This is a genomic window from uncultured Thiothrix sp. (genome assembly GCF_937876535.1).
Taxonomy (GTDB): Bacteria; Pseudomonadota; Gammaproteobacteria; order Thiotrichales; family Thiotrichaceae; genus Thiolinea.
This window is the reverse complement of record NZ_CALFHZ010000007.1, coordinates 51,666-64,066: the sequence shown is the minus strand read 5'-3', so window position 1 is coordinate 64,066 and position 12,401 is coordinate 51,666. Positions and strand designations below refer to the sequence as shown.

Annotated in this window: 10 protein-coding genes; 7 read left to right on the top strand and 3 right to left on the bottom strand. The window is 45.4% G+C overall.

The features are described from left to right. Nucleotides 1-52: 52 nt before the first annotated feature. Complete coding sequence (locus Q0230_RS03820) at nucleotides 53-1,621, top strand: hypothetical protein (protein WP_298608346.1); 1,569 nt, start codon at nucleotides 53-55, stop codon at nucleotides 1,619-1,621. On the opposite strand, the gene cysZ is transcribed toward Q0230_RS03820, so the two are convergent. Continuing rightward, nucleotides 1,596-2,360 (bottom strand): sulfate transporter CysZ, encoded by a 765-nt coding sequence (gene cysZ, locus Q0230_RS03815; protein ID WP_298608344.1) that lies wholly within the window; start codon nucleotides 2,358-2,360, stop codon nucleotides 1,596-1,598. The two genes, Q0230_RS03820 and cysZ, sit on opposite strands and share 26 nt — an antisense overlap. Nucleotides 2,361-2,439: 79 nt before the next feature. Here cysZ and tsaD point away from each other — a divergent pair, with 79 nt between their 5' ends. After that, complete coding sequence (gene tsaD / locus Q0230_RS03810) at nucleotides 2,440-3,447, top strand: tRNA (adenosine(37)-N6)-threonylcarbamoyltransferase complex transferase subunit TsaD (protein ID WP_298608342.1); 1,008 nt, start codon at nucleotides 2,440-2,442, stop codon at nucleotides 3,445-3,447. Nucleotides 3,448-3,514: 67 nt separating this feature from the next. Next, nucleotides 3,515-4,291 (top strand): ferredoxin--NADP reductase, encoded by a 777-nt coding sequence (locus Q0230_RS03805; protein ID WP_298608340.1) that lies wholly within the window; start codon nucleotides 3,515-3,517, stop codon nucleotides 4,289-4,291. Between the two features lie 57 nt (nucleotides 4,292-4,348). Here Q0230_RS03805 and corA read toward each other — a convergent pair whose 3' ends face one another. Further along, nucleotides 4,349-5,302, bottom strand: coding sequence for a magnesium/cobalt transporter CorA (gene corA / locus Q0230_RS03800; protein ID WP_298608339.1), 954 nt, complete (start codon nucleotides 5,300-5,302; stop codon nucleotides 4,349-4,351). A 150-nt stretch (nucleotides 5,303-5,452) separates the two neighbouring features. Then, complete coding sequence (locus Q0230_RS03795; RefSeq protein ID WP_298608338.1) at nucleotides 5,453-6,454, bottom strand: phytanoyl-CoA dioxygenase family protein; 1,002 nt, start codon at nucleotides 6,452-6,454, stop codon at nucleotides 5,453-5,455. A 316-nt stretch (nucleotides 6,455-6,770) separates the two neighbouring features. Between Q0230_RS03795 and tkt the strand changes: the two genes are divergently transcribed. The 4 genes from tkt to fba all read left to right on the top strand — a co-directional run bounded on the left by tkt (nucleotide 6,771) and on the right by fba (nucleotide 12,275). Then, nucleotides 6,771-8,774, top strand: a complete 2,004-nt coding sequence (gene tkt, locus Q0230_RS03790; protein WP_298608336.1) for a transketolase — start codon at nucleotides 6,771-6,773, stop codon at nucleotides 8,772-8,774. 90 nt (nucleotides 8,775-8,864) lie between these two features. Continuing rightward, a complete protein-coding gene (gap, locus tag Q0230_RS03785) occupies nucleotides 8,865-9,866 on the top strand; it encodes a type I glyceraldehyde-3-phosphate dehydrogenase (protein ID WP_298608334.1) in 1,002 nt (333 codons plus the stop codon). A gap of 103 nt (nucleotides 9,867-9,969) precedes the next feature. Beyond that, complete coding sequence (locus Q0230_RS03780; RefSeq protein ID WP_298608332.1) at nucleotides 9,970-11,151, top strand: phosphoglycerate kinase; 1,182 nt, start codon at nucleotides 9,970-9,972, stop codon at nucleotides 11,149-11,151. A 59-nt stretch (nucleotides 11,152-11,210) separates the two neighbouring features. Next, nucleotides 11,211-12,275: a class II fructose-bisphosphate aldolase gene (gene fba / locus Q0230_RS03775; protein WP_298608330.1), complete on the top strand. Its 1,065-nt coding sequence runs from the start codon at nucleotides 11,211-11,213 to the stop codon at nucleotides 12,273-12,275. Nucleotides 12,276-12,401: the final 126 nt, after the last annotated feature.

The following is a 12,401-nucleotide window of genomic DNA, read 5'->3' as shown; positions in this document are numbered from 1 at the left end:
TTAGCAAATTTACTAAGGTTTGCTTATACCTTGCAGGATGAATCGAGGGATCTTGCGGCTACTAGCCACCTATTTACTAGCACAACCTATTCAAGCCAGTTTGCCAGCTTTTCCGGGTGCGGAAGGGGATGGTGCCGCTAGCTTAGGTGGGCGTGCTGGTAAAGTTTTAATCGTGGATCGTTTAGATGATCCTTGCCCGACCAAAGCTTGTACTACAGAAGATTTAGCTGATCCGAGTAAACTAGTCCCGGGCACTTTACGTTGGGCATTAATGCAACCCTATCCGCGCACAGTAGTATTTCGGGTTTCGGGTATTATTGAGCTATTGCCTGATAAAAACGTTTGGAATAAAAAAACTAAGCAAACGGATGTGCAGCGCTTAGCGAATATTCGTATTAAAAGTCCGTATTTAACTGTGGCTGGGCAAACCGCGCCTGCGGGTGGTATTACTATTAAAAACAATGGTATCACGCTTTTGACCCATGATGTCGTAATGCGCTATTTACGCTTTCGCACCGGGCGGCAACTTCCGGTTTTTGATGCACAGCAAACCCCTGAAACTTTCATGATTGAAAATAATGCTAGTGCAGTCATGATTGATCATTGCTCTTTTAGCTGGACACCCGCCGAAGGTTTGAGTGTGTATACAGGGGAGTTATGGGATGGCTCAAAAGGTACTGCCACTGATATTACGATTTCGTGGAATTTACTTGGTGAGGGCTTAGTCCGTCATGCGGATGGTAGAGGGCATCCAAGCTCTGCCTTTATGGCAGGTTATGATGGCGACCCTAAATATGCTGCGGAGCGCCTGAGCTTACATCACAATTTGTTTGTGCACACGCAAAAGCGTAATGGTGACTTATTAACCAAACAGGGGCAGTTTATTAATAATCTAGTCTATAACTGGCAATGGTTTCCAACCGTACTAGCAGGTGCAGTGCAAGCAGATGTGATTGGCAATACGTGGAAAGCCGGGCCGATTACTTTGGCCGATTATGACCAGCAACGTGGCGGTTTGCATTTAGTCCCCGCAGCTCGAATGCAAAAGCAAAAAGACCCTCAGGGTTGGTGGGATGGAGTACCTGGGGAGCCTTCTTTGTATTTGCAAGACAATCGCTATCTGCCTATGGGTGAGGCAAGTCAGGAACCCATTAATGTGCTCTGTTATTACCCAACACGTACAGCAGCCTGTAGCAAACAACTGCCAATGAGTTGGTGGCGTCTTAAAACTTTAAGTCCAAATGGGATTCCGATCACTACCCAAACTGCTTTGGACGCTGAAAGTCTAGTGCTGGATCAAGTTGGGGCTAATCAACGGATTAATAGTCTAGGGCAATGGGTAAAAAATCGTGATCCAGTTGATCAGCGCTATGTAGATGACTACCGTTCGAGTACTTATTTGAATAAAGCTTTTCCTTTTGCCGAGTCTGAAGTTGGAGGTTTTCCAGCCCCTATTGAGGGAGAGCCTTACCCTGATGCTGATAAAGATGGTATGTCGGATCGTTGGGAGCAACAGCAGGGTTTGAATCCTGCTGATGCGAGTGATGCTGCTAAGGAAGCGCCTAAAGCAGGCGGCTATACTTGGTTAGAGGTGTTTATGAACGGGATGGACTTAGATTAATGTTTAAACCTTCTCGATGACTTTTAGACAGCTCATCTACCCATAAAGCGGTGCCGCCAGCTACCCCTACTGGCATGGCTAAAAAGTTCAAAACAGGGATAGCCGTCATTAACGATAAAATCCACCCAAAACCTAAAGCGTGAGTTGGGTGTTTTTTAAGGGTTTGTAGTTCGTCTTTAAAATAAAGTTCGTGGTTGCCCATCGGATAGTCAGCATATTCAATCGCTAGCATCCACGCCCCAAAGATCGTCCAAGCAATCGGTGAAATCACATTCAGGCCCGGAATGAGGGTAAGCAGAATTAGTAAAATCCCCCATTTCGCCATATACCAAAGTTTGCTAGCTTCGCTACGGAAAGTGCGAGTAATTAAACCTGGAATCGACTTAAAACCTTGAAACTCTGTAACCGGCAAGCCATTCAGACGTTTTTCTATTTGCTCAGCGAGGAGTGAATTAAAGGGGGCTGAAATAATATTGGCAAGCATGGTGAAGGTGTAAAAGACTGCAAAGAAAATCACTACGATAAACAAAGGCCAGAGTAGCCATTCCAGCCAAGTTAGCCAACTAGGCAGTAAGTGTTCCATCCAGCGTTCGATTTGGCTGGATGCCAACCAAATACCGCCAGTAAAAATTAAAATATTGATTAATAAAGGTACTGCTACAAAAGGTCGAATTCCCTTTTGAGTAATCAGCGAAAACCCCTTTAGTACGTAACTCATGCCTTGAAATAAGCCAGTCATAATTGTCCTTGTTTTACGACAAACGCAGGAGTGCAGGTATAATAGTCGGTTTTAGCTTTGTCAATTTTAGGCGGAAACTATGCGTGTCTTAGGGATTGAAACCTCCTGTGATGAAACCGGCGTAGCGATTTATGACACCGAACAAGGTTTACTTGCGCATCGTTTATTTAGCCAAGTGAAAATGCATGCTGACTATGGTGGTGTAGTACCAGAGTTGGCTTCACGTGATCATATTCAACGGGTTTTACCATTGACTTATGAGGTATTAGCCGCGGCTGATTTAGAGCTAAAAGATTTAGAGGGTATTGCTTATACCTCAGGCCCCGGTTTGATTGGTGCTTTGATGGTAGGTGCTTCAGTAGCAAGGTCGTTGGCGTGGGGCTTAAACATCCCAGCGGTAGGTGTGCATCATATGGAAGGGCATTTACTCGCACCGATGCTAGAGCCTGAGCCACCCCAGCTACCTTTTGTAGCCTTGCTCGTATCCGGTGGGCACACCATGCTGGTCGATGTACCGCGGATTGGTGACTATCAGATTTTAGGTGAAAGTGTCGACGATGCTGCGGGTGAAGCCTTTGATAAAACTGCTAAGTTATTAGGTTTAGATTATCCGGGCGGCCCCTTGTTAGCCAAATTAGCCGAACAGGGTAGAGCTGGTATTTACAAATTCCCACGTCCAATGACCGACCGACCCGGCTGTGATTTTAGCTTTAGTGGCTTGAAGACTTTTAGCCTTACCACTTGGCAAAACTCTAAACAAACCGAACAGGATAAAGCGGATATTGCACAAGCTTTTGAAGAGGCTGTAGTAGAAACTTTGTTTATAAAGTGTAAGCGGGCTTTAGAGCAAACTGGGCGCAAAACTTTGGTGATTGCTGGTGGTGTGGGTGCGAATAAACGTTTACGCCAACGTTTAAAAGACCTGAAAGCGCAAGTGTATTTTCCGCGTTTAGAGTTCTGCACGGATAATGGAGCGATGATTGCCTACGCAGGTGCTTTGCGTTTACAAGCAGGTGCTGCTGAGCCGCCCGTCATTCAGCCACGTCCACGTTGGCCTTTGACCGAGTTACAGGCACTCGCTAGTTAAAAAAGAGAGGAGTACACTAGCGCCGCCACTTTTAAAGTTTTAGTTTTGAAGGATTGTAAGAGTTAACATGAGTGCTTTTTTGACTGAAAATGTGACGGCTGTGCGTCACTGGAATGAGTCATTGTTTTCTTTCCGCACCACCCGTGATCAAGCGTTTCGCTTTGTGAATGGTCAATTTGTCATGATTGGTTTGCAAGTTGAAGGCAAGCCTTTAATGCGTGCCTACAGTATTGCTAGCGCCAACCATGAAGACTATCTAGAGTTCTTCAGCATTAAAGTGCAGGATGGCCAGCTCACTTCGCGCTTGCAACATTTGCAAGTGGGCGATCCGGTTATGATCAGTAAAAAGCCCACTGGGACTTTAGTCCTACGCGACTTAAAACCAGGTAAGCGCTTATTTTTATTCGCCACCGGCACGGGCTTAGCACCTTTTATGAGCTTGGTACATGATCCTGATATGTATGAAGCCTTTGATAAAGTTATTCTCATGCACGGCGTGCGTTGGCAGAGTGAACTAGCCTATAAACATTATTTAGAAAACGAATTGCCGAATAATGAATTTTTAGGTGAATTAGTGCGTGAAAAGTTAGTTTACTATCCCGCTGTCACCCGTGAGCCGTTTGTGCATCATGGACGCTTGACCAATTTAATTCGTAGTGGTGAGTTGTTTAAGCATATTGGTCAAGAACCACTTAATCCTGAGTTTGATCGGGCGATGATTTGCGGTAGCCCCGCGATGCTGAACGATACCTCAACACTCTTAAATGAATATAATTTCCAGATTTCTCCACGCCAAGGTGAAGCAGGAGATTATGTGATTGAACGGGCGTTTGTAGAGAAGTAGGTTGCTTAGGTATAAACAGCAGTAACGGAGTGAGTTACTGCTGTTTTGTCTTTAACTTTACAACCAGCCCTTATGCTTAAAAAATAGATAAGGCGCGACTCCAGCAATCACCATCAAAGTAATCGCCCACGGATAACCCAATAGCCAATGTAGTTCTGGCATAGTATCAAAGTTCATTCCATACGTGCTTGCCACCAAAGTCGGTGGTAAAAACACCACGGCAGCAATTGAGAAAATCTTAATAATTTTGTTCTGCTTAATATTGATGAAGCCCTGTGTGGAGCTCATCAGGAAGTTAATTTTGTCGAACAAGAAAGTGGTATGCGACATCAAGCCTTCAATGTCATGCATAATTTCTCGCAAGGTTTCAGTAATTTCTGAGTTACCTTTTAAGTGGCGCAATAAAAAGGAAATATCCCGCTGAGTATCCATCAAACACAAGCGGATTTTTCCATTACTATCTTCGAGTTGGGCAAGATCACTAATGGATTTCTCTAAATCAGAATCCTCTTCTTCTAGCACTGAATGGCTAATATCTTCGAGTGCATGGTGAATATCTTCCAAATAGTCCGCGTGATTTTCGACTTTATGTTCAAACATTGTGACCAATAGTTCGGCTGCATTATTGCAGTGAATTTGTCCACGGCGGGCGCGTAAACGAAATAAGCGGAAGTCAGCCAGCTTTTCTTCACGAATCGTAATTAGGCGATTGTCTTGCAAAATAAAAGCCACTGACACGGTACTGTGGCGGCCATCTTCTTGATAAATAAACAAAGCATGTACATGGATACCTGACTGATCTACAAAGCAGCGAGCAGAGTATTCGATCTCTTCAACATCATCCGATTCAGGTAAATCGGTATGTAGGAGGGACTCTAACAATAAGCGTTCGTCGTCATCCGGATCACACATATCAACCCATTGCACTTCAGAGAGCTGGTTGCGTAGGCGCTCTGCTTCTACATTGGTTTTATGGAGTAGGCCATTCTCAATTTTAAATAGGCGTAACATGCTTGGCCTCCTTATAGGTCTAGAGTCAAGGGTGGGGAGTTGCGTGCAGAGTTTACCAGAAAGCAATGAGTCATAGGCAAACTAAGATTGCGCGCTAAGCCTATGACTCGCAGATGACAGTTTGGTTGCTAAACTGCGAACTTTTCTAGTTTACTCGATGCGATGCCAAGCTGCTTGTCTACCCTGCTTAGCGGCTTTGCGGTCTTGCCAAGTCCGAATAGTATTCAAAAGTGTATATTGCCAGCGATCAAATAGCGTTAAGCCTAAGCCTGGAAAAGGAATAAACGGATTGGTACGGCTCATCCCCCAAATCGCTAAGCGCGTACTCCCCGCATCCGCTTGACCGCGTCCATGGATGCCAAAGGTATTGCCGATTACTAAAGTATTTTTTCTCACCTTGAAAGCTTTCGGCTCTGGTAAACCTAAAGCCTCACGATCAGCAGGGCTAACACGAAATGATCCGCGTGCTGAATAAGAGTCAGGATGACGATAAGCTATTTGACTGGTTTGATATTCCCAGTGGAGCCGCTGGCGAGTCAGTTGATTCGAGCTAGGAATATAAGTAAAAGGCCCATTGTGCTCATCGACATCATCCAGAAATAACCAGAACTTCATCGTCGGGTGGAAGGTATCAGCATGCAACGATTTTTGTGGGTCACTGCCTGCATTCGCCACCCCATTACGCACTTGCTCAATATGAAAAAAAGGCATGCGTCGATGCCCTGCGGTATAACGTAATAGGCGCTTGAAAGCTTTATCGTTCAACAACTGCTGCGTATAAGGCAGCTTGGCTAAGGTCGCTGGGTCTAAGAGAATGCGATGATTTTGTGTATCCCCTTGTTGGCATTCACGTATTTCACCGTGGAAATTGCGGATCTCGGTTTCAATTTGCTGAAATAATTCAGCAGACACAAAATTTTCTTTAGCTACAAAACCGTTTTGTTGATAGCTCATTTGGTCGTCGGGATCAACCCCAAAGCTAAGCAACCACATTCTAAAGCGCATACTGATATGGGCGAGCACCACACGACTGATATGTAAACCCAATTTGTTTAGGGTAGGGCTACCAATAATCGGGTTGCCTTTAAAGGATTTAGCAGTGGTGAACAGTTGGAAAAACCAGTAAGGGCTATATAAGAGAGTTTTCATCATGCGGCTATCAGGTTATTATTGCGCTCCCAGTATTTACCGTAAGCATGCTGAAGATCAAGCCTATCTCGATTAGTCTATGCGACTACATTTGCCTATCTAGGATGGGAGCATTGTTGCTATTTGCAAGCTTCGTCACAATCACTCAAGCTTTTCCTCCCTTAGTTAAGCAGCTTACCACCGCCTTATTATTTCAAATGAAAGTTTCCCATGCTGGCTTGCACCACAGGCAGCATCGGTATCGTTCATTTGCCAAGCCCTGCTGCGCCACCATCGCTAGTTGGGTAGATCAGTTTTAAGCTTATCAGGAGCACCTGCCATGACCACTCGCCTAGACCTCGCTAATGCCATTCGCGTTCTCGCGATGGATGCTGTGCAACAAGCCAATTCCGGACATCCCGGCGCGCCAATGGGCATGGCCGATATTGCAGAAGTTCTTTTCAATGACTTCATGTCGCACAACCCACAAAATCCACACTGGCCGAATCGTGACCGTTTCGTTATGTCCAATGGACATGGTTCGATGCTGCCTTATGCAGTGCTACATTTAACTGGCTATGACCTACCGATTGAAGAAATTAAAAACTTCCGCCAGCTTCATTCCAAAACGCCTGGCCATCCAGAATATGGTTATACCCCTGGGATTGAAACCACGACCGGGCCTTTAGGTCAGGGAGTGAGTAATGCAGTCGGCATGGCTTTAGCCGAAAAAGTCTTAGCCGCGCAATTTAATAAAGACGGCCACAAAATTGTAGATCATTACACCTATGTGTTCTTAGGTGATGGCTGCTTAATGGAAGGTATTTCGCATGAAGTTTGCTCTTTAGCAGGTACTTTGAAATTAGGCAAATTGATCTGCTTCTATGACGATAATGGCATCTCGATTGATGGCGATGTGGTCGGTTGGTTCGCGGATGATACGCCCAAACGTTTTGAAGCTTATGGTTGGCATGTGATTCGCGATATTGATGGGCATGATGCTGATTCACTGCGGGTTGCTATTGCCGATGCCCGTATGGAGCGTGATCAACCTACGTTAATTTGCTGCAAAACAGTGATTGGTAAGGGCGCTCCGAATAAGCAAGGTGGGCATGATGTGCATGGTTCACCTTTAGGTAAAGATGAAATCGCTGCCGCACGAGTAGCGATGGGCTGGAAATCGGAGCCTTTTGTAATTCCGACTGAAATCTATGCGGGTTGGGATGCAAAAGAAAAAGGTGCTGCGGCTGAGCAAGCGTGGACAGAAAAATTTGCAGCCTATAAAACTGCTTATCCACAAGCAGCCGCTGAATTTGAGCGTCGGATTCAAGGTGATTTACCTGCTAATTGGGAAGAGAATGCGCAAAAAGCTATTGATGCGATTATTGCCAAAGCTGAATCACCAGCCACGCGGGTTGCATCTAAAAATGCTTTAGATGCGTTTGCACCTTTCTTACCCGAGTTTTTAGGTGGCTCTGCGGATTTAACCCCTTCCAACAATACTTTTAATAAGAGCAGCAAATACATCAACTCAAATCATGGTCCAAGCCAAGATTTTAGTGGTAATTATCTCTCTTATGGGGTGCGCGAGTTTGGGATGAGCGCGATTATGAATGGGATTGCCTTGCACGGTGGTTTCATTCCTTACGGAGCTACCTTCCTGATGTTCTCGGAGTATGCACGTAATGCTTTACGTATGGCGTCTTTGATGAAGATTCGCAATATCTTTGTCTATACCCATGATTCGATTGGTTTAGGTGAAGATGGTCCAACTCATCAAGGGGTGGAGCAGACAGCAACGCTGCGGATGATTCCACGCATGTCGGTATGGCGGCCTTGTGATGGCGTAGAAACGGCGATGGCTTGGAAAGCAGCCATTGAAAAGAAAACCGGGCCTACTAGTTTAATCCTAACCCGCCAAAATTTGCCTTTCCAAACCCGCTCTGCTGAGAAAGTCGCAAGCATCGCCAAGGGTGGCTATGTGTTAAAAGACTGTGAAGGGACGCCAGATGCGATTATTATAGCCACCGGCTCAGAAGTCGCACTGGCAATGGGCGCTGCTGAACAGCTTTCAGGTAAGAAAATTCGCGTCGTTTCAATCCCCTGTGTTGATGTATTCTTAGCGCAAGAGGCAGCTTATCGTGAAGCTGTTCTGCCGACTGCGGTTACAGCAAGAGTAGCGGTTGAAGCCGGCGTAACGGCAGGCTGGTATCAATTGGTAGGTTTACAAGGCAAAGTAGTGGGCTTAGATACTTTTGGTGAATCTGCGCCTGCGCCAGTGTTGTTTAAGCATTTTGGTTTTACGGTCGAAAATGTCAAAGCAGCCGTGGAAAGTCTTCTGTAAAGTTTGCGTGCTAGGAAAATTTTCAAGCAGGTTGCTGCTTAGCAGCCTGCGCTATGCTTTTTAAGGTTTAATAAATTTAGGAGTGAACTGATGACAATTAAAGTCGGTATCAATGGCTTTGGGCGGATTGGACGCATGGTATTTCGTGCGATTGCTAAAGATTTTCCTAATTTAGAAGTCGTAGCAATTAATGATCTGTTAGCGCCTGATTATTTAGCTTATATGCTGAAGTACGATTCCGTACACGGTCGTTTCAATGGCGATATTGCTACCGAAGGTAATAATCTAATTGTTAATGGCAAAACCATTCGCTTAACTGCTGAGAAAGAACCAGCTAATCTGAAATGGTCAGATGTCGGTGTGGATGTCGTTTTAGAATGTACGGGTTTCTTCTTAGATGAAGAAGGCTGCCAAAAGCATGTGCAAGCTGGTGCGAAGAAAGTGGTGATGTCTGCACCTTCTAAAGACAGTACACCCATGTTCGTGTATGGCGTTAACCATGACAGCTATAAAGGTCAGCAAATTGTTTCCGCAGCTTCCTGCACCACTAACTGCTTAGCCCCCGTCGCTAAAGTTCTGCATGACAATTGGGGCATTAAACGTGGTTTGATGACTACCGTACATGCGGCGACTGCGACGCAAAAAACGGTTGACGGCCCCTCAATGAAAGATTGGCGCGGTGGTCGCGGTATTCTCGAAAATATCATTCCGTCTTCTACGGGTGCGGCTAAAGCGGTCGGTGTGGTCATGCCAGATCTCAAAGGCAAATTGACCGGTATGGCTTTCCGTGTACCGACTTCAGATGTGTCTGTGGTTGACTTAACCGTTGAGCTAAACAAAGAAGCTTCTTACGAAGAGATTTGTAAGGCGATGAAAGCAGCTTCTGAAGGTGCTTTGAAAGGTGTTTTAGGCTATACCGATGAGAAAGTCGTTTCTACTGATTTCGTAGGTAACTCAGCGCCTTCCACTTTTGATGCAGAAGCCGGTATTGCTTTAGACAAAACTTTTGTGAAAGTCGTGTCTTGGTATGACAATGAATATGGTTATACCTGCAATATGCTCCGCTTCGTTGAGCACGTGGCGAAAAACTAAAGGTGTTTGAATTGAGGGGCTGAATGCCCCTCAGTTGTTAGATGAGTTAGCTAAGTACCTTCGCTATTTAGCTAACTGATTTAATTTCTTAAGGAGCGCGTGCATGGCTTTTATTAAAATGACCGATTTAGATTTGAAGGGTAAACGTGTCTTAATCCGTTCTGATCTGAATGTTCCAGTAAAAGAGGGCAAAGTGACTTCCGATGCGCGGATTACTGCATCGATGGCCACCATTGAACATGCTTTAAAAGCCGGTGCTAAAGTCATGGTTACTTCACATTTAGGGCGTCCTACTGAAGGTGAATGGTCAGAAGAGGTTTCCTTAAAACCGATTGCCGACAATATTGCTGCCCGCTTAGGCAAGCCGGTACGCCTGATTAAAGATTGGGTGCAAGGTGGCTTTGAAGTGGCGGAAGGCGAATTAGTTATTTTAGAAAATTGCCGCGTCAACAAAGGCGAAAAGAAAAATAATGAAGCAACCGCTAAACAATATGCAGCACTTTGCGATGTGTTTGTAATGGATGCCTTTGGTACGGCGCATCGCGCGGAAGCCTCTACCTATGGGGTTGGTATGTATGCACCCGTAGCAGCGGCTGGGATTTTAATGACTGAAGAGTTGGATGCGCTCGCTAAAGCTTTAGCTAAGCCAGCTCGCCCGATGGTGGCGATTGTCGGTGGCTCTAAAGTCTCTACTAAGCTTACGGTACTAGAAGCTTTATCCGAAAAAGTCGACCAGCTCGTGGTCGGTGGTGGGATTGCTAATACCTTCTTAAAAGCAGTCGGCAATAATGTCGGTAAATCTTTATGCGAAGCCGATTTAGTCCCCACGGCTCAAGCTTTGATGGAAAAAATGTCTGCACGCGGTGCGAGTATTCCTGTTGCCACTGATGTAGTTGTCGGTAAGCAGTTTGATGCGAATGAGCCAGCCGTTTTGAAGGCTGCTAATACAGTAGCTGATGATGAGATGATTTTTGATATTGGCCCGAAATCAGCCCAAGAATTAGCTGATATTATTATGCAGGCCGGTACAGTCGTCTGGAATGGCCCGGTGGGTGTATTTGAATTTGATCAGTTTGGTGAAGGCACTAAAACGATTGCGATGGCGATTGCGCATACTAAAGCTTTTACTTTAGCCGGTGGCGGTGACACGATTGCAGCCATCCAAAAGTATGATATTTATGACAAAGTATCTTATATCTCTACCGCGGGCGGTGCTTTCTTGGAATACCTTGAAGGTAAAACTTTGCCTGCGGTTGAGATGCTAGAAAAACGCGCTCAAGCTTGAGTCGAGCACCACTCTATAATTAATGAATAATTGATAGTTAATTTTCAGGAGACACACACATGGCCTTAATCTCAATGCGTCAGTTGCTGGATCATGCGGCTGAACACGGCTACGGTATGCCAGCATTTAACGTCAACAATATGGAGCAAGTGCAAGCGATTATGCAGGCTGCGGATGAAACCAATTCTCCGGTGATTCTGCAAGGCTCTGCGGGTGCGCGTTCTTATGCGGGCGAGCCTTTCTTGCGCCATCTGATCTTAGCAGCAGTAGAAATGTATCCGCATATTCCGGTTTGTATGCACCAAGATCATGGTGCTGAGCCTGCGGTATGCTTCCGTTCGATTCAATCGGGTTTCTCCTCAGTGATGATGGATGGCTCCTTGATGGCGGATGGAAAAACGCCTTCTAGCTATGAATACAATGTGGATGTGACTCGCAAAGTGGTGGAGTTAGCGCATGCTTGCGGTGTCTCCGTGGAAGGTGAGTTAGGCTGCTTAGGTTCACTCGAAACCGGCATGATGGGTGAAGAAGACGGTCATGGAGCAGAAGGTGAGTTAGATCATTCGATGCTGCTGACTGATCCTGAAGAAGCTGCCGATTTCGTGAAGAAAACCGGCGTAGATGCTTTAGCCATTGCGATTGGTACTTCTCACGGTGCGTATAAATTCACTAAAAAACCAACTGGTAAAGTGCTACGCATTGACCGGATTAAGGAAATTCATGCCCGTATTCCTGATGTACATTTAGTTATGCATGGTTCTTCTTCCGTCCCGCAAGATTGGCTAGAAATCATTAATAATTATGGCGGCGATATGGGGCAAACTTATGGTGTGCCGGTTGAAGAAATCGTTGAGGGGATTAAACACGGTGTACGTAAAGTCAATATTGATACCGACTTACGCATGGCCTCAACCGGTACGATTCGGCGCTATTTAGCCGAAGACCGCAAAAACTTTGATCCACGCAAATACCTGAAAGAAACCGTTAAAGCTATGAAAGGTATCTGTATGCAACGCTACCAAGCTTTTGGTGCTGCGGGCATGGCTTCAAAAATTCAGCCAGTGAACTTAGAAGTCATGTTTAAGCGTTATGCGAGTGGTGAGTTGAATCCACGTGTGATTTAAGTTTGCGCCAAGCAGAAGCGTGCCACATTGAGAAAGGAGCTTAGGCTCCTTTTTCTTTTTAAGCGTAACAAGAAATTATGCTATCCTAATGCCCCGATTGTTACCTTCTGTATTTGAGCTTAAATC

Coding starts and splice junctions, on each gene's coding strand:
- cysZ (WP_298608344.1), bottom strand. CDS start 2,360: ATGACTGGCTTATTTCAAGGCATGAGTTACGTACTAAAGGGGTTTTCG.
- gap (WP_298608334.1), top strand. CDS start 8,865: ATGACAATTAAAGTCGGTATCAATGGCTTTGGGCGGATTGGACGCATG.
- tsaD (WP_298608342.1), top strand. CDS start 2,440: ATGCGTGTCTTAGGGATTGAAACCTCCTGTGATGAAACCGGCGTAGCG.
- Q0230_RS03780 (WP_298608332.1), top strand. CDS start 9,970: ATGGCTTTTATTAAAATGACCGATTTAGATTTGAAGGGTAAACGTGTC.
- Q0230_RS03795 (WP_298608338.1), bottom strand. CDS start 6,454: ATGATGAAAACTCTCTTATATAGCCCTTACTGGTTTTTCCAACTGTTC.
- tkt (WP_298608336.1), top strand. CDS start 6,771: ATGACCACTCGCCTAGACCTCGCTAATGCCATTCGCGTTCTCGCGATG.
- fba (WP_298608330.1), top strand. CDS start 11,211: ATGGCCTTAATCTCAATGCGTCAGTTGCTGGATCATGCGGCTGAACAC.
- Q0230_RS03805 (WP_298608340.1), top strand. CDS start 3,515: ATGAGTGCTTTTTTGACTGAAAATGTGACGGCTGTGCGTCACTGGAAT.
- corA (WP_298608339.1), bottom strand. CDS start 5,302: ATGTTACGCCTATTTAAAATTGAGAATGGCCTACTCCATAAAACCAAT.